This window comes from Thermus parvatiensis, assembly GCF_001535545.1.
Classification (GTDB): Bacteria; Deinococcota; Deinococci; order Deinococcales; family Thermaceae; genus Thermus; species Thermus parvatiensis.
On sequence record NZ_CP014141.1, the window covers coordinates 660,540 to 681,117 of the forward strand.

Annotated in this window: 23 protein-coding genes, 2 tRNA genes and 1 pseudogene; 7 read left to right on the top strand and 19 right to left on the bottom strand. The window is 68.0% G+C overall.

Annotated elements, in window-relative coordinates; translation table 11 throughout:
* The first annotated feature begins 23 nt into the window (after positions 1–23).
* A complete protein-coding gene (locus AV541_RS03775; RefSeq protein WP_060384267.1) occupies positions 24–602 on the top strand; it encodes a lysophospholipid acyltransferase family protein in 579 nt (192 codons plus the stop codon).
* Between the two features lie 53 nt (positions 603–655).
* Positions 656–1,018, top strand: a complete 363-nt coding sequence (locus tag AV541_RS03780; RefSeq protein WP_008632880.1) for a DUF4870 domain-containing protein — start codon at positions 656–658, stop codon at positions 1,016–1,018.
* On the opposite strand, the gene AV541_RS03785 is transcribed toward AV541_RS03780, so the two are convergent.
* On the bottom strand, positions 996–1,373 hold the full coding sequence (locus tag AV541_RS03785) for a 4'-phosphopantetheinyl transferase superfamily protein (RefSeq protein ID WP_008632879.1): 378 nt from the start codon (positions 1,371–1,373) through the stop codon (positions 996–998). The two genes, AV541_RS03780 and AV541_RS03785, sit on opposite strands and share 23 nt — an antisense overlap.
* Positions 1,374–1,425: 52 nt before the next feature.
* Between AV541_RS03785 and rsmF the strand changes: the two are divergent.
* Positions 1,426–2,795, top strand: a pseudogene (gene rsmF, locus AV541_RS03790) (16S rRNA (cytosine(1407)-C(5))-methyltransferase RsmF).
* A gap of 45 nt (positions 2,796–2,840) precedes the next feature.
* Here the strand turns inward: rsmF and AV541_RS03795 are convergent.
* The 14 genes from AV541_RS03795 to AV541_RS03855 form a co-directional block, all read right to left on the bottom strand.
* Entirely contained in the window at positions 2,841–3,887 is a 1,047-nt protein-coding gene (locus AV541_RS03795; protein ID WP_011228641.1) for a 3-dehydroquinate synthase, read from the bottom strand.
* Positions 3,865–4,419, bottom strand: a complete 555-nt coding sequence (locus tag AV541_RS03800) for a shikimate kinase (RefSeq protein WP_060384268.1) — start codon at positions 4,417–4,419, stop codon at positions 3,865–3,867. The genes AV541_RS03795 and AV541_RS03800 overlap by 23 nt, the downstream gene beginning before the upstream one ends.
* Positions 4,420–4,443: 24 nt before the next feature.
* A complete protein-coding gene (aroC, locus tag AV541_RS03805; protein ID WP_060384269.1) occupies positions 4,444–5,595 on the bottom strand; it encodes a chorismate synthase in 1,152 nt (383 codons plus the stop codon).
* A 58-nt stretch (positions 5,596–5,653) separates the two neighbouring features.
* Positions 5,654–7,927 carry a secretin N-terminal domain-containing protein gene (locus AV541_RS03810; RefSeq protein ID WP_060384270.1) on the bottom strand — a complete coding sequence of 758 codons (2,274 nt, stop codon included), beginning with the start codon at positions 7,925–7,927 and terminating at the stop codon, positions 5,654–5,656.
* Positions 7,924–8,181, bottom strand: a complete 258-nt coding sequence (locus AV541_RS13515) for a hypothetical protein (protein WP_244880586.1) — start codon at positions 8,179–8,181, stop codon at positions 7,924–7,926. The genes AV541_RS03810 and AV541_RS13515 overlap by 4 nt, the downstream gene beginning before the upstream one ends.
* The gene (locus AV541_RS03815; protein ID WP_244880587.1) at positions 8,178–8,774 is read right to left on the bottom strand and encodes a hypothetical protein; all 597 of its coding nucleotides are present in this window, start codon (positions 8,772–8,774) and stop codon (positions 8,178–8,180) included. Before AV541_RS03815 ends, AV541_RS13515 begins: the two co-directional genes overlap by 4 nt.
* Complete coding sequence (locus AV541_RS03820) at positions 8,771–9,352, bottom strand: type IV pilus inner membrane component PilO (RefSeq protein ID WP_060384271.1); 582 nt, start codon at positions 9,350–9,352, stop codon at positions 8,771–8,773. The genes AV541_RS03815 and AV541_RS03820 overlap by 4 nt, the downstream gene beginning before the upstream one ends.
* Entirely contained in the window at positions 9,342–9,965 is a 624-nt protein-coding gene (locus AV541_RS03825) for a hypothetical protein (RefSeq protein ID WP_060384272.1), read from the bottom strand. The genes AV541_RS03820 and AV541_RS03825 overlap by 11 nt, the downstream gene beginning before the upstream one ends.
* Positions 9,958–11,091: a type IV pilus assembly protein PilM gene (gene pilM / locus AV541_RS03830; protein WP_060384273.1), complete on the bottom strand. Its 1,134-nt coding sequence runs from the start codon at positions 11,089–11,091 to the stop codon at positions 9,958–9,960. Before pilM ends, AV541_RS03825 begins: the two co-directional genes overlap by 8 nt.
* Before the next feature lie 130 nt (positions 11,092–11,221).
* Positions 11,222–12,226 (bottom strand): homoisocitrate dehydrogenase, encoded by a 1,005-nt coding sequence (locus tag AV541_RS03835; RefSeq protein ID WP_060384274.1) that lies wholly within the window; start codon positions 12,224–12,226, stop codon positions 11,222–11,224.
* Positions 12,227–12,280: 54 nt separating this feature from the next.
* Positions 12,281–12,772, bottom strand: coding sequence for a DUF5317 family protein (locus tag AV541_RS03840; protein ID WP_060384275.1), 492 nt, complete (start codon positions 12,770–12,772; stop codon positions 12,281–12,283).
* Positions 12,773–12,822: 50 nt separating this feature from the next.
* The gene (locus tag AV541_RS03845) at positions 12,823–14,274 is read right to left on the bottom strand and encodes an HD-GYP domain-containing protein (RefSeq protein WP_060384276.1); all 1,452 of its coding nucleotides are present in this window, start codon (positions 14,272–14,274) and stop codon (positions 12,823–12,825) included.
* A gap of 522 nt (positions 14,275–14,796) precedes the next feature.
* A tRNA-Phe gene (locus AV541_RS03850) sits at positions 14,797–14,872 on the bottom strand.
* Between the two features lies 1 nt (position 14,873).
* Positions 14,874–14,950, bottom strand: a tRNA-Asp gene (locus AV541_RS03855).
* 65 nt (positions 14,951–15,015) lie between these two features.
* Between AV541_RS03855 and AV541_RS03860 the strand changes: the two genes are divergently transcribed.
* Positions 15,016–15,381 carry an SRA domain-containing endonuclease gene (locus tag AV541_RS03860; RefSeq protein WP_060384277.1) on the top strand — a complete coding sequence of 122 codons (366 nt, stop codon included), beginning with the start codon at positions 15,016–15,018 and terminating at the stop codon, positions 15,379–15,381.
* Here the strand turns inward: AV541_RS03860 and AV541_RS03865 are convergent.
* Together AV541_RS03865 and AV541_RS03870 are read right to left on the bottom strand one after the other, a co-directional pair.
* A complete protein-coding gene (locus AV541_RS03865; protein ID WP_060384278.1) occupies positions 15,344–16,102 on the bottom strand; it encodes a type III pantothenate kinase in 759 nt (252 codons plus the stop codon). The two genes, AV541_RS03860 and AV541_RS03865, sit on opposite strands and share 38 nt — an antisense overlap.
* Positions 16,103–16,528, bottom strand: coding sequence for an OsmC family protein (locus AV541_RS03870; protein ID WP_060384279.1), 426 nt, complete (start codon positions 16,526–16,528; stop codon positions 16,103–16,105).
* A gap of 48 nt (positions 16,529–16,576) precedes the next feature.
* Between AV541_RS03870 and AV541_RS03875 the strand changes: the two genes are divergently transcribed.
* On the top strand, positions 16,577–17,671 hold the full coding sequence (locus AV541_RS03875) for an N-acetylmuramoyl-L-alanine amidase family protein (RefSeq protein WP_060384280.1): 1,095 nt from the start codon (positions 16,577–16,579) through the stop codon (positions 17,669–17,671).
* 160 nt (positions 17,672–17,831) lie between these two features.
* Here AV541_RS03875 and AV541_RS12150 read toward each other — a convergent pair whose 3' ends face one another.
* Positions 17,832–18,194: a hypothetical protein gene (locus tag AV541_RS12150; RefSeq protein ID WP_244880588.1), complete on the bottom strand. Its 363-nt coding sequence runs from the start codon at positions 18,192–18,194 to the stop codon at positions 17,832–17,834.
* 4 nt (positions 18,195–18,198) lie between these two features.
* Positions 18,199–18,960, bottom strand: coding sequence for a serine/threonine-protein kinase (locus AV541_RS03885; protein ID WP_082709630.1), 762 nt, complete (start codon positions 18,958–18,960; stop codon positions 18,199–18,201).
* A gap of 57 nt (positions 18,961–19,017) precedes the next feature.
* Here AV541_RS03885 and AV541_RS03890 point away from each other — a divergent pair, with 57 nt between their 5' ends.
* On the top strand, positions 19,018–19,773 hold the full coding sequence (locus AV541_RS03890; RefSeq protein WP_038035443.1) for a patatin-like phospholipase family protein: 756 nt from the start codon (positions 19,018–19,020) through the stop codon (positions 19,771–19,773).
* Positions 19,770–20,576 (top strand): signal peptidase I, encoded by an 807-nt coding sequence (gene lepB, locus AV541_RS03895; protein WP_060384282.1) that lies wholly within the window; start codon positions 19,770–19,772, stop codon positions 20,574–20,576. The genes AV541_RS03890 and lepB overlap by 4 nt, the downstream gene beginning before the upstream one ends.
* Positions 20,577–20,578 lie beyond the last annotated feature (2 nt).

A 20,578-nucleotide genomic window follows, 5' to 3' on the forward strand; every position in this document is an offset into this window, starting at 1 on the left:
CACGCGGTATACTCCTAGGAGGCATGCAGAAGCTCGCCCGCTTTCTCCTGAGGCTTTTCGGCTGGGAGCTTAAGGTCGCGCCTCCTCCTTCGCGGAAGTACGTCCTTATCGGCGCCCCCCACACCTCCAACTGGGACTTCGTGGTGGGCCTTTTGGCCCTTTGGGGGGCCCGCATCCGCGCCCGCTGGCTGGGCAAGAAGGAGCTCTTCAAGCCCCCCCTCGGCCACCTCATGCGGGCCTTAGGGGGCATCCCCGTGGACCGTTCCCGGCGGGAGGGCCTCGTGGACCAGGTGGCGGAGATCTTCCGCCGGGAGGAGGAGATCGCCATCCTCATCACCCCGGAGGGGACCCGGGGCAAGGCCCCCTATTGGCGCACCGGGTTTTACTACATGGCCCTGAAGGCAGGGGTGCCCATCGCCTTGGGGTACGCCGACTTCCGGCGGAAGGAGGTGGGCATCGGGGGCTACCTCTACCCGACCGGGGACATCCGCCGGGACTTCGCCGCCATCCGGGCCTTCTACCAGGACAAGGTGGGGCTTAGGCCGGAAAAACAGGGACCCATCCGCATCCGGGAAGAGGTGGAGGAAGTGGCCTCGGATTAGGGGCGTGCGGCCTTTTCCGGGCTTGACTGGGAAGGGCCTGGTAGGATGTTTTTGTGGAACAACCCACCCCTTCCGACCAAGAGCGGACCTGGGCGGCTTTGGCCCACCTGGCCCCCCTCGTGGGGTATTTCGTCCTGATCGGCCAGATCCTGGTGCCCCTGGCCATCCTCCTCTTTGGGCCCAAGACCCCCTTCGTCCAGGCCCACGCCAAGGAGTCCTTGAACGGCCAGATCACCTACACCCTCTACGGGCTTGGGCTTTTCCTGCTGGCCTTGACCGTGGTGGGGATCGTTTTGGCCTTGCCCTTGGGCCTTGCCCTCTTGGTTTTGGTCCTTTGGAACATGGTCCAGGGGGCCTTGGCGGCGGGGCGGGGCGAGGTGTACCGCTACGTCCTTATCCTCCGGCTGGTGCCCTAGCCTCGAGGACCACTACCGCCAGGGCCATCCCCCGCTCGTGGCTTAGGGTGAGGTGGGCCCGAAGGCCTTCCCTTTCCAGGGCCTGGGCCAGGAAGGGGGCGAAGCGGAGGACGGGCCTTCTCCCCTCCATCCCTACCCAGACCGCCTTCCAGGGGAGGCTTTCCGGCCAGCACTTCTGGAAGGCCTCCTTGGCCGCAAGGCGGGCGGCGAGGCTCGGGAAGGGGTTTTGGCGGGCGAGGGCGTAGGCCACCTCCTCCTCGTGAAAAAGCCGCCTCAAGGCCCTCTCCCCGTGGCGGGAAAGGAGCCTTTCCACGCGGGCGATCTCCACCAGGTCGGCCCCCAGGGCGACGATCATGGGCCCATGGTATCCCTTGAGGCCCCTGGGCCTCCCGTGCTAGGGTACACGGGTGCTGCCCAAGGCCTTCCTCTCCCGCATGGCTGAGCTTCTGGGCGAGGAGTTTCCCGCCTTCCTCAAGGCCCTCACGGAGGGGAAGCGCACCTACGGTCTCCGGGTGAACACCCTGAAGCTTTCCCCCGAGGCCTTTCAGAGAATTTCCCCATGGCCACTTGAGCCCATCCCCTGGTGCCCGGAGGGCTTTTACTACCCCGAGGAGGCCCGGCCCGGGCCCCACCCCTTCTTCTACGCCGGGCTTTACTACATCCAGGAGCCGAGCGCCCAGGCGGTGGGGGTTCTCCTGGACCCGAAGCCCGGGGAAAGGGTCTTGGACCTCGCGGCGGCCCCGGGGGGCAAGACCACCCACCTCGCCGCCCGCATGAGGGGGAAGGGGCTTCTTTTGGCCAACGAGGTGGACGGCAAACGGGTGCGGGGCCTTCTGGAGAACGTGGAGCGCTGGGGGGCCCCCTCGCCGTGACCCAGGCCCTTCCCAGGGCCCTGGCCGAGGCCTTCGGGACCTACTTCCACCGGGTCCTCCTGGACGCCCCCTGCTCGGGGGAGGGGATGTTCCGCAAGGACAGGGAGGCGGTGCGCCACTGGGGGCCCTCGGCGCCCAAGAGGATGGCGGAGGTGCAGAAGGCCCTCCTGGCCCAGGCCTCGAGGCTCGTGGGGCCCGGGGGGGTGTTGGTCTACTCCACCTGCACCTTCGCCCCCGAGGAGAACGAGGGGGTGGTGGCCCACTTCCTCAAGGCGCACCCGGAGTTCCGCCTCGAGGACGCCCGCCTCCACCCCCTCTTCGCCCCGGGGGTGCCGGAGTGGGGGGAGGGGAACCCGGAGCTCCTTAAGACCGCGAGGCTTTGGCCCCACCGCCTCGAGGGGGAGGGCCACTTCCTCGCCCGCTTCCGCAAGGAGGGGGGGGCCTGGAGCACGCCGCGCCTGGAACGTCCTTCCCCCCTCTCCCAGGAGGCCCTGCGGGCCTTTAGGGGCTTTTTGGAGGAGGGGGGGCTTTCCCTGGAAGGCCCCGTCCTTGACCGGGCGGGCCACCTCTACCTCCTCCCCGAGGGGCTTCCCACCCTCTTGGGCCTCAAGGCCCCTGCCCCGGGCCTCTACCTGGGCAAGGTGCAGAAGGGCCGCTTCCTCCCCGCGAAGGCCCTCGCCCTCGCCTTCGGGGCCACCCTCCCTTGGCCCGAGGGGCTTCCCCGCCTCGCCCTTACCCCGGAAGACCCCAGGGCCCTGGCCTTCGCCACGGGGGAGGGGGTGGCCTGGGAGGGGGAGGACCACCCCCTGGCCCTCGTGGTCCTGAAGACGGCGGCGGGGGAGTTCCCCCTGGACTTCGGCAAGGCCAAGCGCGGGGTGCTGAGGCCCGTGGGGGTGGGGCTTTGAGGCCACCCCGTGCCGGCTTGCGCCGGGGTTCCGGGTTGCGGGCGCCTAGCGGAGGAGGCCAAGCCCTTTAAGCTCCTCCCGCCAGGCGGCGAAGGCCTCCCGGAGGAGGCCTTCGGGCAAGGGGCGCACCACAAGCCTCCCCGGGGCCAGGGGCACCACCCAGTGGAGGCTTTCCGAGACCTTCTTCTTGTCCCGGAGGAGGTAGGGGAGGAGGTCCTCAAAGGCCAAAGGCGGCAGGGGAGGGGGGGAGAGCCAGAGGAGGAGGCGGCGCACGGGGGGCAAAAGGTCCTCGCCCCCGAGGGCCCTTCCCAGAAGGGCGGCGTAGAGGAGGCCGTAGGCCACGGCCATCCCGTGGGGGAGGGCGTGGCGGGTTTGGGCCTCCAGGGCGTGGCCCAGGGTGTGGCCGAGGTTTAAAAGGCGCCTTTTTCCCTTCTCCAGGGGGTCTTCCTCGGTGACCCGCACCTTCACCGCCACCGCCCTGGCCAAGAAGGCCTCGAGGCGGGGGCTTTGCGGCGTGAGGTCCTCCACCTTGAGAAGGGCCTCGTCCCCGGCGATGAGCCCGTGCTTGAAGGCCTCCACCAGGCCCTCCTTGAAGGTGGGGAGGGGAAGGGTCTTAAGCGCCCTAAGCTCGGCGTAGACCCCTTGGGGGAAGTGGAAGGCCCCCACCAGGTTCTTCCCCTCGGGCAGGTTGATCCCGGTCTTCCCCCCCACGCTCGCGTCCACGATGGCCAAGGTGGTGGTGGGGAAGGCGAGGTAGGCCACCCCCCGGAGGTAGGTGGCGGCCACGAAGCCGCCCAGGTCCGTGAGGGTCCCGCCCCCCACCACGAGAAGGGTGGCGTTCCGGGGAAGCCCCTTTTCCGCAAGCCAGGACAGGACCTTCCCGTAGACCTCCAAGGACTTCGCCGCCTCTCCCCCGGGGAGCCCCAGGAGGTGGCGCACGCCCAGGGCCTTCGCCACCTCCTGGGCGAAGCCCTCCACCCTCCGGTCAAAGAGGAGGGCGGCGGGGCCCGCAAGCGGGGGGACCTCCTTCAGGACCCCTTCCCCCACGAGGATGGGGTAGGGGACGGGTTCACGCACCTCTAGCCTCTGCATGGCGCCAGAGCTTCTCCACGATCTCTTCCACCACTTCCTCCACGCGACGCCCGTCGGTGGAGACGTGGATGTGGGCCTTGCGGTAGACGGGGGCCCGGGCCTCGAGGAGGGTCCGGATCCTCTCCAGGGGGTTTTCCACCTGGAGGAGGGGCCTTTCCCCGGGCTTGCGCATGGCCCTTTTCAGGATGGTCTCGGGGCTTGCCCATAGGGCCACCACGGGCCCGCGGCCGAGGAGGGCCTTTTGGCTTTCCGGGTCCATGAAGGTTCCCCCGCCCAGGGAGAGGACCAGGTAGTCCTTTCCCACGAGCTCCCGCACCGCTTCCTTCTCCATCCTGCGGAAGGCCTCCTCCCCGAGGTGGCGGAAGATGTCGGGGATGGAGATCCCGGTGCGCCTTTCAATGTAGCGGTCCAGGTCAATGAAGTGGAGCATGAGCGCCCGGGCGAGCTCCCGCCCGATGCGGCTTTTCCCCACCCCCATGAACCCGGTGAGGGTGACGAAGGTGGCGGGACGGGGAACCTCGAGGCGGGCCATCCTCCCATCCTACCCGGGCCGGGCTCAGTAGGCCCGCACCCGCTCCCTGTAGCGCTCCACCCGCTCCTGGATCTCCTCCATGGTGTCCCCCCCGAACTTCTCCAGGTAGGCCTGGGCCAGGACGATGGCCGAGAGGGCGCAGAGGATGACGCTCGCCGCGGGCACCGCCGTGGTGTCGCTTCTCTCCCTGGCGGCGTCCTTGGGCTCGTGGGTCACCACGTCCACGGTGGGAAGGGGCCTCATCAGGGTGGCGATGGGCTTGAGGGCGGCCCGGACCACGAGCTCCTCCCCCGTGGTCATGCCCCCTTCCAGCCCCCCTGCCCGGTTGGTCTTCCGATAGAAGCCCCGCTCCGGGCTCCAGTAGATGGCGTCGTGGACCTCGGAGCCCCGCTTCATGGCGTTCTCAAAGGCGGGGCCGATCTCCACCCCCTTCACCGCCGGGATGGAAAGGGCCATCTGGGCCAGCCTTCCGTCCAGCTTCCGGTCCCAGTGGACGTGGCTCCCAAGCCCCGGCACGAGCCCCCGGAAGCGGGCCTCAATGACCCCGCCCAGGGTGTCCCCCTCCGCCTTGGCCTGGTCAATGCGGCGGATCGCCTCGGCCTCGGCCTCGGGGTCGGTCATGCGCAGGGGGCTTTCCTCAATGCGGGGCACCAGGTCCCAAGAGAAGGGCACCTTGGCCCACACCCCCGCCATCCCCGGCACGTACCCCACCCCCTCCACCCCGAGGAGGGAGAGGAGCTTTAGGGCCACGGCCCCCACGGCCACCCGCATGGCCGTTTCCCGGGCGCTCGCCCTTTCTAGCACGTCCCTCAGGTCCTTGTGCCCGTACTTCATGCCCCCGGCGAGGTCGGCGTGGCCCGGCCTGGCCGCGGTCAGGGCCCGTTTCCTGGGCCAGTTCCCCGGGGCGGGGTCCATGATCTCGGCCCAGTTCTTAAAGTCGGCGTTCTTGATGGCCAGGGCCACGGGAGCGCCCGTGGTGCGCCCGCCCCTCACCCCAGCGCGGAACTCCACCCGGTCGGTCTCAATCACCATGCGCCGGCCCCGGCCGTAGCCCTTCTGCCGCTTCTCCAGCCAAGGGTTGATGTCCTCCTCGCTGAGGGGAAGCCCGGCGGGAAGCCCTTCAATGATGGCGAGAAGCTCGGGCCCGTGGGACTCGCCTGCCGTGAGAAACCGCATGGGGACATTGTAGGCCAAAGGGGGGCCCGCAGGCCCCCCTTGCGGAACGCCCGGCCTCTTAGGGGTTCGCCGAGGCCGTCTCCTCGAGGATGTCGGCGGTGATCACCACCAAAAGCTCCTTGTCGGTGCGCTCGTTCGTCCGCTGCTTGAAAAGTTCCCCGATCAGGGGGATGTCCATGAGGAGGGGCACCCCCTGCTGGCTCTGGTTGGACTCCTGGGAGGTGAGGCCCCCAAGGACCACGGTCTCCCCGTCCCTTACCCTGAGGGTGGTGGTCACCACCTGCTTGGTGAAGCGGTCCACATCCCCGTCCACGGGGTTGCGCTGGACGTTCCCCGAGACCTCGGCCTTGATGTTGAGGAGGATCTGGCCGTCGGCGGTGATCTGGGGCGTGACCTCCACGATAAGACCCACATCAAAGGGGACCCGTTCCACCTGGTCGTTTACCACCCGCCGGATGAAGAAGGTTTCCCCCGATTGCAGGCGGGCGGTCTGGTTGTTGAGGACGGTCTGGTTCACATCCCGGAGGGCCCGGGAAAGCCCCTGTTGCTGCAGGGCATCCAGGGTGGCCATGATGTTGAGGGCGGCGAGGCTTCGCGTGGAGTCAAAGATGAGGGAAAGCCCCGAGTCCAGGATGCTGGCCGCCGCATTGCCGCCAGCGATGCTGTTCCACTTGAGGCCGAGACTACGGGTCAGGTTGGACTGGACCTCCTGGATGCGCACCCGCAAGGAAACCTGGGGAACGGGCTGGTCCAGCTTGGGAATGAGGCCCTCCACCAGGGCGAGGTCCTCCTGGGTGCCGGTGACGATGAGGGTGTTGGTCCTGGGGTCGGCCACCACCGTGGCCTCCCGGGTGGGGGGGGCCTGGTTCTGCTGGCCCTGGTTCTGGGCCTGCCGGGCTTTGAGCGCTTCCTGGAGCACCTGGGCGAGCTCCACCGCCTTGGCGTTGGAGAGCTGGTAGGCCCGCTGGAACACGGGAGGGCCTTGCTCGGGGGCCCGGTCAATCTGGGCGAGGAGGCTTTCCACCTCGGCGAGCTGCTTCTCCGTGCCCCGCACCGAGAGGACGGGCTGGCCGGGAACGGTCTGGACCACGATCCCCGGCACCTCCCGGGCGAGGAAGGGGGCCACCTGCTCGGCGTTGGCGTAGCGCAAGGGGTAAAGGCGGCGCAAGGTGGCCTCCTGGGGAGCCTGAGGGGCCTGGGGAGGGACGTCCAGGGCTTTTAGGATCTCGGCGAAGAGGGCGTGCTCCGCCTCGGGAGCCTCGAGGAGGAGGGCCTTGGGATTGCCGGGGAGGCTCTCCAGGCGGGCCCCCTTGAGGTCCTTCTCCAGGAGGGGCTTTAGGCGCTCCTGGGCCTCCCTGAAGGTGAGGTTCTGCAGGGCGTAGACCCGGCGGACGGTCTTGGGGACGTCGGCCGTCTTCAGAAGCTCAGCGAGGCGGGCGTGGTCCTCCTCGGTGGCGAGGACGATGGCCCTTTGGGGGTTGGTGGGAACCACGCTGATCTGGGCTTCGGGGAGGCGGGACTGGAGGAAGGCGAGGAGTTCGGGGAAGGTGGCGTAGGTGAGGGTGTAGGTCTTCTCCACCCGGGGCTTGGGCTGGGCCAGGGCGGGGAGGGGGCGGAAGTCAATCCCGGCCCGTTGCAGGATGTCGGAGAAGCGGGCGTGTTGCTCGGGGGTGGCGAGAACGGAGAGAACGGCCTTGAGCCTCCCGCCCTCCTCCACCACAATCCAGTTCACGTTGAGCCCCGCGGCCTCCCGGGAGAGGAAGGGGAGGAGGTCGTTCTGGACCCAGGCCTTGGCGCCCTCAATGTTGACGACCGTGCGGGTCTGGCCCTGGGCGTCCGTCTCCGTGCGCTTGTAGGCGATCTCGGGGACGCCCACGATGTAGGGCCTCCGCTCCATGGCCCCCGTGCGGCTCGGGGCGTCCACCAAGGCGGTGATCACCTGGGTGGGGGCCACCACCACCACGTCGGGGGGCAGGAAGAGGTAGTCCAGGTTGAATTGGGTGCCGTAGGTGGCGAAGAGGAGGTCCCAGACCTCCCGGAAGGGCTTGCCCTGGAAGTCCAGCTTGACGTTGGGGAGGGGGGGCTCTGCCTTGGCGGGGTCCCCGCTTGTATCGTAGGCCCGGTAGATGAGGGGCTGGAGCCCCACGCTCCTTGCCAGGGCCTCGAGGACCACGTCCAGGGGCAGGGTCTGGCCTGCCTTGACCTGGGATTCCGAGACCTTGAGGTTCACCGGGGCCTGGAAGCGGGGCTCCTCGGGAAAGCTCCCCGCAAGGGCAAAAGCCCCTAGCCCTGCGAGGGCGATCACGGCCGCACGGATCCACGCGCTCTTCATTGGCCACCTCCAGCTTGGGCGAGGGAGAGGTTCAGGGTTTCCTCCTTCAGTGCCAGGGTCACGCTTCCTTCCTCCACCTGGCGCACCACGGCCTCCGTGCCGGGGATGGGGCTTCCCGTCGGGACGACGAGGTAGCCCTCCTTGCTCTCCAGGATGGCCACGCTCACGGGGCCGAGCAGGGTCCCCGAGAGGCGGAGGCCCTTTTCCGCCACCAGGCGCTCCAGCGGCGAGGCCGGGGCGGGGGCTTCTTTCACCCCTTCTGCCTCGGGCCCGGAAAGGGGGGTCTCCACGAGCGCCGTGGGCACGGCGACCTTAGGCGGCGTCTCCCTGGCCTCCTGGGGCAGGGGGGCAGCCAGGGCGGGGGAGAGGACCTTGGGTGCCGGGAGGGCGCCGGAGGTCCCGGGGATGGGCTGGGTGGCGGGGGCCGCCTGGGGGCCGGGGCGGGGGTCTGGACCCGGACGGCGGGCCCCTCGGGGACGGGCGTGGGGCGGGAGGCGGAGGCCGGAGGTGGGGGTGGGGTTTCCACCACCAGGGGGACGAAGGGGTTCGGGGGCGGGGGCTCGGCCCGGGCCACGGGGGCGGGCGGGGGCGCCTGGGCCTCCTCTTGGGCCGGGGCTTCGGCCTGTGGCTTGGCCTCTTCCTGGGAGGCGAGGGGCGGGATCGGGGGGGCCTCGATGACCTGCGTGGAGGGGGCCGGGGTGGGCGCTTCCGCCACCTGGGCCGGGAGGTAGAGGCCCACGTACCAAAGGGCCACGCCCCCCACGAGAAGGAGGGCCGCCAGGAGGAGCTTGGTGGACCTGGGCAGGTTGGCCCAGGCTTCCTTCAGGCGTTGCCAGGCGTTCTTCATGGGGTGCTCCCTCCCGTTTCCTCCTCCACCCCCTGGGCCAGCACGTAGACGGTCAAGGTGAGGCCGGTGGCGAGGGTGGGGTTCGCTTCCTGGCTCTGGACGCTCAGGTTGAGGCCGGAAAGGGTGCTGAAGCGGGAGAGGTCCTCCAGGCGCCGCAGATAGGCGTAGATTTCGGGAAAGGGGGCCTCGAGGGCCAGGGCCAGGTTCACGGCCCGCACCTCGGGCACCGGGGCCGAGGTGCGGCTTCGGGTGAAGCTTCGGACCACCACCCCGCTCGCCTCCGCGTCCTGGAGCACCTCGGAGAGGACCTCGGCGAGCCTTTCCTCCCGGGGCAGGGCCCGGAGGAAGGCGAGCCTTTGGGCCTGAAGGGCGGCGATGGTGGCGCGGAGCTCGGGAAGGGCCCGGCGGGCCTGGAGCCCGCGGTTGCGCTCTATGGTGAGGCGGTCAATCTCCTGCCGGACGGTGGCGATCTCCTGCCTCGTGGGCACGATGAATAGGTAGTACCAGAGGAGCCCCAGGAGGGCGGTGAGGACCATGGCCAGGAGGGCCCACTCCCGCTGTCCCAGCCTAGCGAGCACCGCTTTCACCCCCCGTCACGCCCACGCGGGCGCTGAAGGTGTAAAGCCCCCGGCCCTCGTCCAGGGAGGCGCCCTGGAACTCAATGCCGAACCGGGGGGAGGTCTCAAAGGCCCGGATGAACCGGACCAGGGCCTCCCGGCTCAGGGCCTCCCCCTGGAGGGCGAACTCCACCCGAACCCGTTTGCCGTCGTAGGTGCCTTCCTGGGCCAGGCGGGCGGCCTCCTCTTCCGAGAGGGCGCGGGCGCTCACCGAGCGGAGGGCCACCTCGAGGCGCCCCCCCGCCTTGGGGATCTGGTTGATGAAGGCGGCCAGGTACTGGGACCAGGGCACGGCGTTTTTCTCCAGGCCTTCCCGGATGGCGAGGAGGGCCTCGAGGGCCTTGCGCTCCTCCTGGAGGCGGCCGAGCTCGGCGATGAAGGGCCTCAAGGCCTCCACCTCCGCCTGGAGCTGGTCCCGTTCCGCCTTGGCCAGGGAAAGCTCGGTGTAGGCGGTGTAGTGGACGAGCCCCAAGACCCCGAGGACCACGAGGGCGAAGAGGAGGGCGAGGAGGCGCCACCAGCCCGGCTCCACCCGGCGCCGGAGGTTCTTGGGAAGAAGGTTCAGCCTAATCAAAGGGCTCCACCCCCCTCAGGGCCAGGCCCAGGGCTACGGCGAACTCGGGCCCCATCTCCTGGAGCTTCTCCGCCTCAAAGCGCTTGGGGTCCACCGTTACCGCCTCCCAGGGATTGACGGGCTCAAAGTTCACCCCCAGGGTGTCGGTGAGGAGGGAGGCAAGCCCCCTCAACTTGCTTCCCCCGCCCAGGAGGTAGCCCACCTCGGGCGGGGCTTCTTCCAGCTGGATGCGGAAGAACTCCAGGCTACGGCGGAGCTCCTGGGTGAGCTCCACCAGCACCGGGCGGATGGCGTCATAGATGCGCCCCGGGCTGTAGCGCTCCCACTCGGCGTCAAAGTCCAGGAGGAGCTCCTCGTCCTCGGTGGGGAGGGTGGCCATCCCGTAGGTCCGCTTCACCTCCTCGGCGGCGAGGAGGTCCAGGTTGAAGCTTCGGGCGATGGCCTCGGTGAAGTCCTTGCCCGAGAGGGTGAGGACGCGCACCGCCAGGGGCTTGTCCCCCCGGAGCAGGACGAGGCTCGTGCTCTCGGCCCCGATGTCCAGGACGAGGAAGACCCGGTCGGGCTCCTCCGCAAGCCTGGCCTCCAGAGGGTAGAGCCCGGCGAAGGGCTTCACGTCCAGCACCACGGGGACGAGCCCCGCCCCCCTCAAGGCCTCGAGGACCCCCGCCACCGCCTCCTGCCGCGCCGCCGCCACCATCACCTGGACCTGCTCCCCCTCCTGCACCTCGGAGAGGGGGGTCAGGGGGGCGAAGTCCAGGACCACCTCGTCAATGGGGAAGGGGATGTAGCGCTCCGCCTCCCAGCGCACCGCCTCCTCCATCTCCTTGAGGGGCATCTTGGGAACCTGGATGGGGCGGAGGATGACCGCCAGGTTGGAGAGGGCGGTGACCACGTAGCGCTTGCGGGTGCGGGCCTCGAGGAGAAGCTCCTTGATCTCCTGGGCCAACGCGGCGGGCTCGGCCACCATCCCTTCCACCAGGAGGCCGGGCGGGGTGGGGCGGGAGGCCAGGGCCTTGAGGGCAGGGGGGTTCCCGGACACCTCCACGAGCTTCAGGGCGGAGGCCCCGATCTCCAACCCCAGGGCCTCAACCCTGGGTCGGAAGAGCTGGCTAAGGCTTTTGAACACACCCCCCTCCTTATACCTGCGTCTCTAGGCCAACTGCGAATCCCTGAAGGTAGGATAACGCTTTTTCTTCACGTGACAACCCCCAAAAAGGAAGGCCTGGCCCCCGAAGGGGGCCAGGAAGCTTTTCCGCCTACAGGTTCTTGAGCGCCTCCACCACGGCCTCGGTGAAGGCTTCCGTGGTGGCGTCCCCGCCCAGGTCGGGGGTCCTGGGCCCCCGCTCCAGCACCAGGTCCACCGCCTGCTCCACCCGCGTGGCCGCCTCCTTCTCCCCCAGGTAGTCCAGCATCATGGCCGCGGAGAGGATGGCTGCCGTGGGGTTGGCGATGCCCTTGCCGGCGATGTCGGGGGCGGAGCCGTGGACGGGCTCAAAGACCGCGGTGGTGTCCCCGATGTTCCCCGAGGGGGCGAGGCCCAGGCCCCCCACGAGCCCCGCGGCGAGGTCGGAGAGGATGTCCCCCAGGAGGTTGGTGGTGACGATGACGTCAAAGCGCTCCGGGCGCATCACGAGCTGCATGGCGCAGTTGTCCACGATGATGTCCTGGACGTTCACCAGGGGGAAGTCTTTGGCCACTTCCTTGACCGTGTCCAGGAAGAGCCCCTGGGTGAGGGGAAGGACGTTGGCCTTGTGGGCGATGTGGAGGGTTTTGCGGGGCCTGCCCTCGGCGATCCTTAAGGCGGCCCGGCCGATACGCTCGCTGGCCTTTTTGGAGATGACGGCGTCGGCGATGGCCACGTCCAGGTAGCGCCTTTCCTGCTCCACGTAAAGCCCCTCGGTGTTTTCCCGGACGATGATGAGGTCCACCCCGGGGCGGCTTCCCGGGATGGGGCGGCTTTTGGCAGGGCGGACGTTGGCGTAGAGGTCCAGCCTGCGCCTTAGGTAGCGGATGGCCCCGAAGAAGCCGGGGACCTTTCGGGTGGGGCTGGTGGCGGCCCCGAAGAGGGTGGCGTGGCAGGAGAGGATTTTCTCCACCGTTTCCTCGGGGACGGAGGTCCCTCTTCTCTCAAAGGTTTCCCAACCCGCCTCCGCCTCCACGAACTCCAGGGGGAGGCCGGTGGCCTCCAGCACCCTCCGCGCCGCGGGGATGACCTCGTGCCCGATGCCGTCGCCCTCAATTAAGCAGATCCGGTACGCCATCTTCCCTCCCGGTCAGGGGTATAGCCCCTTGGGGAATATACACTACACCCCGCCTTACCCGCGCAGGGCGAGGAGGGCGAGGACGAAGGCGAGGTAGAAGAGGAGGCGGAGGGCGAGGGCCCTCCGCCGCAGGCGAATCCCGCCCTTGAGGGCTCCCTCCACCACCATGCCGGCGATCCCCAAGAGGATGAAGAGGTCCCCCGGGCTCACGACCTTCCTCAGGGGAGGCAGGGGGATGACGTCCCCCAGGAAGGGGAGGCGGGTCTTCTCGTCCAGAAGCGCGTGGACCGCGTCCCCTTTGTCCCGGAGGAGGTCCGCGAACTCCCCTATGCCCGCCCGGTGGAGGGCGGTGGGGCTCACGGGCATGTGCCCCCCGTTGGCGAAGATGACGAGGGCGTTGAGGAGGAGGCCGAGAAGGACCAGGTAGAGGCTTTTGAGGTGGCGGTTCTGGTAAAGGCCGTAGCCCACCAGGAGGAGGACCAGAAGCTTGGCCAAGGGGCCGGCCACCTCCGGGGCGAAGAGGCCCCGGTAGGTCCCGTAGGCCAACCCCCCTTCCAAGAGGGCGGCCAGAAAGAAGGCCCAGGCCGCCCTGAGCTCTATTCCTCCGAGGTCCTTGGGCCGGGCTCCGAGGGCGAGGGCGAGGCCGAGGCCGAAGAGCGCTGCGGCGAGGTAGAGCGTGATACCGATCCCTCCTTTGCCGCCAGATAGGCGTGGCGGTCGCGCCAGATGGGGTTCTGCTCCCAAAGCTCGGTGAAGGCTTCCACCAACCGGGGGTCAAACTGGTGGCCGGAAAGCTCCTGGACCTCCCTCAGCGCTTCCTCGGGGGTCTTGGCCTTGCGGTAGGGCCGCCCCGCGGTCATGGCCTCGTAAGCGTCCGCCAGGCCCACGATGCGGGCCTCCTCGGGGATTTCGTGCCCGGCGAGCCGCTTTGGGTAGCCCCGACCGTCCCAGCGCTCGTGGTGGTGCAGGATGACGTTGTAGACGAGCTGGTCAAAGGCCACCTTCCGCGCCGGAGAGAGGAGCTCGGCCCCCTTGGTGGTGTGGCTTTGGATGAGGGCGAACTCCTCGGGGGTGAGGGTTCCGGGCTTGAGGAGGACGGCCTCGGGGATGGCGATCTTGCCGATGTCGTGGAGCCTGGCCGCCCGGTAGATGGCCTGGGCGTAGGCCTCGTCCCCGTCCTTGACCTTGCGGGCCAGGTCGCGGGCGATGTCCGCCACCCGTTCGGAGTGGAGGCGGGTCATGGGGTCCTTGGCCTCGAGGGCATTCATCAAGAGCTCCAGGGTGGTGTCAAAGGCCTCCTCCAGGCGCACCTTCTCGTCCCAGTAAAAGCGGCTGTAGTAGAGGGGGATGAGGAAGAAGAGCACCGTCCAGCCGCCCCAGCCTCCGAGAAGCGGCGTCTCGTAGGCCCGGGCGAGGAGGAGGGCGAGGGGGGAGAGGAGGATGTAGCTGAGGGCTACCCACCCCATGTTCCGGCGCCATATTTCCCGGAGGGGAGTTTGGCTGTCCAGGTGGATGACAAAGGCAACCAGGCTGCTATTCACGGCGAAAAAGGAAAAAGCGGCGGCTGCTATGCCCACCCCGTCGCTTAAATCCCACCTGCCTAAGTAAAGGGGATTTTCTTGAGCTAGGATCCACACTAAGGCGGCTATAGCGGTTGCTAGTCCGTCCTGGGAACGGTTGAAGAACTCTTTGTACCAGGCGCTTCCACCCCATTGGGCCAGGAAGGCCGCAAGAGGGGCTACCCAAGGGGGAGTTAAGACTACGAGAGCCAGAGCGAAGAGAAAAAGCTGGCTCATGCCAGCGTTGAGGGGTAGGCGGACCTCTACCCTCACGCTCCAGAAAATCAGCAAACCCCAAAAAATCAGGTCCCAGAGCCCAAGTTGAAGAGGCTTGTCTTTGGACTGCCAGTACAGCCAGAGCTCCAGGAGGACAAAGCCAAGGAAGGTAGCCAAGATAAACAGAAGTACCCGAACAGGGGGTACTTCTAGGGATCTGGAATGACCCGGCCCCTTGGTGTTTTGGGACTCCACGTTGTAAAGATAGCACACCCTTTGAAAATGAAAAAGCTGGCCAGCAACCTGGCCAGACTCTTTTACCTCCAGTGAAAGCTAGCCCCAGCCGCAAGTCCGAGAGCGATCAGAGAGCCGAGCAGTGCCATCACGCGAGCGATCAGCTTCTTCATTCTCCTTCACCTCCTTTCTTGGCTTCGGGGGGTCGGCCCCGTTTGCTTGGCTTTCACTTTAGGGGGGGTCGTCAATACTGTCAAGAGGGGAAGAATAGGTATCAGCACGTAATAGATTGCTTTGCTCCTCACATAATCCTGGAATGGTTAGTATCTTGCTTTAGCCTAGCACAGACCGGCGCCGCTAGGCTTGGTGGGTAAACCCGGGGGTAGGGCCTGGGGTCCTTGCGGACGTCCAGGCCCCGGCGAACCCCTACCGCCTCATACCCTCGCCTCCAAGGGGGGAGGGAAGCGTAGGCGTGACGCGCGTCGCCCCCTTCTCGCCCAGTTTAGCAACCCACCAAAGCAAAACGCCCGCTCACTGTGGAGCGGGCGCCAGGCTCGTCCTTGGTGCCGAGGGGCGGAATCGAACCGCCGACACTGCGATTTTCAGTCGCATGCTCTACCAACTGAGCTACCTCGGCGTGGCGGCCCCGACGGGACTCGAACCCGCGATCTCCCACGTGACAGGCGGGTGTGTTAACCAACTACACCACGGGGCCTTGGGTTGTTGCCGGGTCGGGGGCGTCCGACCGGGCATTTAGGATAATAGCCGGGGGAAGGAGAAGTGTCAAGGTGGGCCTGGAGCGAGGTCTTCGCCTTCCACCGTACCCGTAAGGGAATCGGGGCGCGAAGCCTTTTGGTGGACCGAGGGGAGTCGGGGTACCGCAACCGCTTCCTCCCGGACGGCCGCATCCTCTATATGGGCGAGGGCAAACGGGGGGACCAGGAGCCCGTGGGGGGGAACCTGCGCCTTCTCCTCGCCCACCGGGAGGGTACGCCCCTAAGGGTCTTCCTCCGGGAGAGGCCCGGGGTCTGGCGCGACCTGGGGTGCTACCGGGTGGAGGGGTGGCGGTACGCCCTCTTGGAGGAGGAGGGGAGGTGGGTTTACTGGTTCACCCTCGCCCCAGGTGGATGCGGAGAAGCCCCTTGAGGGTGAGGTCCTCGTCCACCACGTCAAAGGAGGGGCAGAGGTCCTTGAGGGTCTCGGCGAACCCCCCCGTGGCGATCACCAGGGCCTCCCCGGCCTCCTCCTTGAAGCGGCGCACCATCCCCTCCACCAGGGCGGCGTACCCCAGGACGAGGCCGGAGCGGAGGGCCTCGAGGGTGCTCTTGCCCACCACCCCCTTGGGGGGTACCAGGTCTATGCGGGGAAGCTTGGCGGTGCGGGCGGCGAGGGCGTCCACGGCGGTCTGGGGGCCGATGGTGATGGCCCCGCCCAGGTAGCGGTTAGGCGCCTCCACCAGATCAAAGGTGGTGGCGGTGCCGAAGTCCACCACGATGTAGCGCCCCGTGGGGCTTTTGTAGCTAAGGGCCCCCACGGCGTTCACCAGGCGGTCGGCCCCCGCCTCCTTGGGGTTTTCTATGAGGACCTCGAGCCCCGTGCTCTCGGCGTCCACCACCTGGGCCTTCACCCCGAAGAGCTTCTCTATGGCCCGCTTCATCTCCCGTTCCACCGGGGGGACCACGCTGGAAAGGAGGGCGGCCGTGGGCGGGGGAAGGCCCTCGAGGGCGAAGAGATTCTTGAGGATGACCCGGTACTCGCTTTCCATCCGCATCCGGTCGGTGTGGATGCGGAAGTGGGCCACGAGCCTTTCCCCGGAGAAAACCCCCAGGGCGGTGGAGGTGTTGCCGATGTCCACCGCAAGAAGCATCTAGCCTTCCCCTTCCTCCCCCTCCCAGGGCTCCAGGACAACCCGGGTGGTGATCTCGGCGTTGAGGCTGGCGGAAACGGAGCAGTACTTGGTGTGGGAAAGGTGGACGGCCCTCTCCAGGGCCTCGAGGGTCACGCCCGGCCCCGAGGCGATGTGGGTCACGGTGATGCGGGTGTAGCGCTTGGGGTGGGTCTCGGCCCTTTCCCCTTCCACCTCCACCCGGTAGCGGGCGAGGGGTTGCTTTTTCTTGCGCATGATGTCCACCACGTCGTAGGCGGTGCAGGCCCCCAGGGCCATGAGGAGGAGTTCCATAGGGCGGGGGCCGGTGGCGGGCTGGTCCCCGTCAATCATCACCTTGTCTCCCTGCTCGTTTACGCCCAGGAAGCGGTGCCCCACGATCTGGTGAACCACGACCTTCTTCGTCATGAGCCGGATTTTACCAAGTCTTCATCTGGGCCGCTAGAATGGCCGTAGATGCGGGTATTCCCCTGGCTTCTTCTCCTGGTATGGAACCTGGCCTGGGCCTTTCCTCGGGTGGGGGTGCATGAGGGCTTCACCCGCCTGGTCTTTGACCTGCCCTCCCGGGAGGTGGCCCACACGCTTTCCCAGGAAAACGGCCTCCTGACCCTGATCCTGGTGGGGGTGAAGGCGGGGGCCTTGGACCAGGTGGTGAACTCCCCCGAGGTCGTTTCCGTGCAGACGGTGCCGGAGGGGAGACGGGTGCGGGTCCAGGTGCGCCTGAAAGCCCCGGTGGAGGTTTCGGTGCGCCGCTTTTCCGATCCCGAGCGCCTGGTGGTGGACCTCTCCCTGAAGAAGGAGGCCGCTTCCGAGAGGCCAGCCCCCCCACCCTCCCAGAACCGGGCCCCCAAACCCCCTAGGCCGGTGGTCCTCCTGGACCCGGGGCACGGGGGAGTGGACCCGGGGATGGTGGGCTACGTGGTGGAGAAGGAGGTGGTGTTGGACGTGGCCCTCCGCTTAAAGCGGCTCCTAGAGCGGGAAGGCATAGAGGTCCGCCTCACCCGGGACAAGGACGCCCACCTTTCCCCCGACAAGCGGGAGGACCTCTCCCGGCGGGCGGCCATGGCGGATAGCTCCCGGGTGAACCTCTTCATCTCCATCCACGTGAACGCCACCCCCACCCACACCGCCCAGGGGGTGGAGGCCTTCTACTTCGGCCGGGCCCAGGATCCGAGGATCGTGGCCCAGGTGATCCGGGAAAACGGCGGTGGGGAGCTGGGCCGGCGCCTCACGGAGGAGGCCAAGAGCGTGGCGGAACGGATCCTCACGGACATCGTGGCCCAGGCCAACCAGCGCTATAGCCAGCGCCTGGCGGAGACCCTAGGCCGTAAGCTCTCCCAGGCCACGGGAAGCCCTTACCGGGGGAGCTTCCCCGGCGACTTCTTCGTCCTCCGCTACGCCAAGGTGCCGGCGGTTCTGGTGGAGATTGGCTTCGGGGACCACCCTGCCGAGGGGCGGAGGCTTGCTGACCCGGCCTACCGGGAACGGGTGGCCCAGGGCCTGGCGGAGGGGATCCTCGCCTTCCTCGCTCAGGGGGCCTTCGCCCGTTAAGGCCTGGGGCAGGGCCTCTTGCTGGGCGGGGAAATCTCTCGGAAGTGTGCAGGGTACCAGGCGAAAGGAAGGGGCAAGGCCCTTAGGGTCCAAGGCCTTTTGGGAAAAGTGAGGGACTCCGAGCGGTAAGCGAGCGGCTTTCCCGCTTCGGCCTCGAGGTTCAGGAAAAGCCCCTCCCCTTGAAAAAGGGCCCGGTAGGAGTACCCGTACGCCCAGGGGGATCCAAGGCCCGAAGGGAGGCCCAGGGGCCTCCCCCGTAGCTGGCCCCCCGGGGCCCGAACCAGAGGCCCTGGAGGACGCCCGCCACCTCCGCTTCCCCCACCAGGTACGCCCCCTGCCAGGCCCTGAGGTAGTCAAAGCCGGGGCGGCGCAGGAGGCGGGCTTGCCCCTGAAGAAGGCCGGGCCAGTCCAGAACTAGGCCCTCCGAGTCCCCTTCCACCTCCAGGCGCCCCACCGCCACCTCGCCCAGGCCTGCGAAAAGGGCCGAGCCGAGGAGGGTGGAAAGGAGCAGGCAGGAAGGCATGGCGCTAAAAGGGGAAGGCCTTCAGGGCCTCCTGGGCCGTGGGGAAGCGCGCCTTAGGGTCGGGGGCGAGGAGGCGTGCCAGGTAAAGGGCGGCCTCCTCGCCGAGCCCCGCCACGGGCGGATGGGGTCCTCTGTTGGGGTCCAGGGAAACCCGGCCCGAGGGGTCGGCGAAGGGGTGCTCCCCGGTGAGCATCCAGTAGAGGATGATTCCGGCGGCGTAGACGTCGGCCTCAGGGCCCGAGGGCAGGCCCCGGAGGAGCTCGGGGGCGAGGTAGGCGGGGGTGCCCAGGAGTAGGGGCTTTTGGAAGCGCTCCTGGGCGGGGCCCGAGAGGTCAAAGTCCAGGAGGCGGGCCTCCCCGGCGTTTACCAGGATGTTCTCGGGCTTCACGTCCCGGTGGACCAGGCCCTTTTCGCGCATGTGGGCGAGGGCGAGGAGGAGCTGGTGGAAGACCCGCATCGCCTGGAAAAACGCAGGGTTTTTTCCCATCCAGCGGCCGAGCTCCTCCCCCGGGGCGTAGGCCAGGAGGAGGGCAGGGCCTTCCTCCGGGTCCAGGGCCTCGAGGACGGGGTTGAGGTTGGGGTGGGCGAGCCTTCGCCCCACCCAAAGCTCCCGGTCCCGGCGGGGACGGGCCTTTGGGGGGAAAAGCTTGAGGGCGTAGGGGGTGCCGAAGGGGTCAAAGGCCAGGTAGACGGTGGCCAAGGCTCCCTGCCCTAAGGGGCGCACCACCCGGTACCTGTCCAAAAGGGTCTTCCCCGCCAGCTCCACTGCCTCCACTATACCCGCCCCTCATTCCTTTCACCCTCAAGCCGTTAGGATTGTCCCGTGCGCGGGCTGGCGCTTTCCGGAGGGGGGGCCAGAGGGCTCGCCCATATCGGGGCCTTGGAGGCCTTCTTGGAGGCGGGCCTAGACTTCCAGGTGGTGGCGGGCACCAGCATGGGGGCCATCGTGGGGGCCCTCTTTGCCGCCGGGAAAACCCCGGAGGAGATGCTCCACATCGCCCGCAGAACCCCTTGGCTTGGGCTTCTGGGCCTCTCCCCGCGCGAGGGGATTTTCTCCCGCAAAAAGCTGAAGGATTTCCTGGCTGAGCACCTGCCCCCAAGCTTCGCCGAGCTGAGGCGACCCCTGGTGGTCACCGCCGTGGACGTGGTCTCGGGGCGCCTCCTCTTCCTCACCCAAGGGGACCTGGTGAGCGCCGTTTTGGCCTCCGCCGCCTTTCCGGGCCTCCTGACCCCGGTGGAGCGGGAGGGGAGGCTTCTTTTTGACGGGGGCGTGTTGGACAACCTGCCCGTGGACGCCGCCCGCCTCTTGGGGGCCACAGAGGTCTACGCCGTGGACGTCACCCCGGAGCGCATGGCGGACGAGGCCCCCCGGGGGCTTTTGGCCCTGGCCCGGCGGGCGGTGGACCTGATGCAGCTCCACCTCACCGCGGTGCGCCTCACCCTCTATGCCCCCGAGGTGTACGTGAAGCCCAGCCTGCCGGGAGTGGGCATAGAGGACTTCCGGCGCTTGGAGGAGATTGTGCAAGCTGGGCGTGAGGCCGCAAGGCAGGCCCTAGAGGGTAAAGTGGGAGGGGTATGAAGGCCTTTTGGGATTATCTTTTTAAAGAATGGTTTCGGCAGGTGGGGGAGGCCCTCCTCGTGGCCTTTTTGGTCACCACCTTCGTCTTCACCACCGTGGGGGTGGTGGGGCAGAGCATGTACCCCACCTTGAGGAACGGCGAGCGGGTCCTGGTGCCCAAGTGGGAGACCTGGCTCGTCCGCCTGGGGTTCATGGAGTGGCGGCGGGGGGAGATCGCCATCCTCAAGCCCCCGGAGGGCACCCCCTTCTCCACGGCCCGCTTCCCCGTTTTGGGCTTCTCCTTCCGGGCCTTCTTCATCAAGCGCATCGTGGCCGTCCCCGGGGACGAGGTCTACGTGGACCGGGGGGTGGTGTACGTGAACGGGAAGCCTTTGGCGGAGACCCACATCACGGACCGGATCACCCCCTGGCCCGATTCCTTCCCCGGGGTGTGCTACGAGGGGGGGCGCCTCACCCGGATCGTCACCCAGCAGGGGGATTTCCCGGTGGACCTCCTTCCCGCCTACCTCCGGCCCCTTAAGGAGATGCTCCTTCCCCCCTCGCAGGAGACCCTGGCCCGAAGCGCTTTGGGGGAGGTGTGCGAGGTAGGGCGGATCAAGTTAAAGCCGGGGTACTACTTTGTCATGGGGGATAACCGCACCCTAGGGGGCTCGGAGGACTCCCGCACCTTCGGTCCTGTCCCCGTGGAAAGGATCGCCGGGCGGGCGAGCTTTGTCTGGTGGCCCCTGGTGGTGCGGGAGGAGGGGGGCTTTAGGCTCAACCTCCGCGCCCTCGCCATCCCCCCCGCCTACCGCCTGGAGTGATG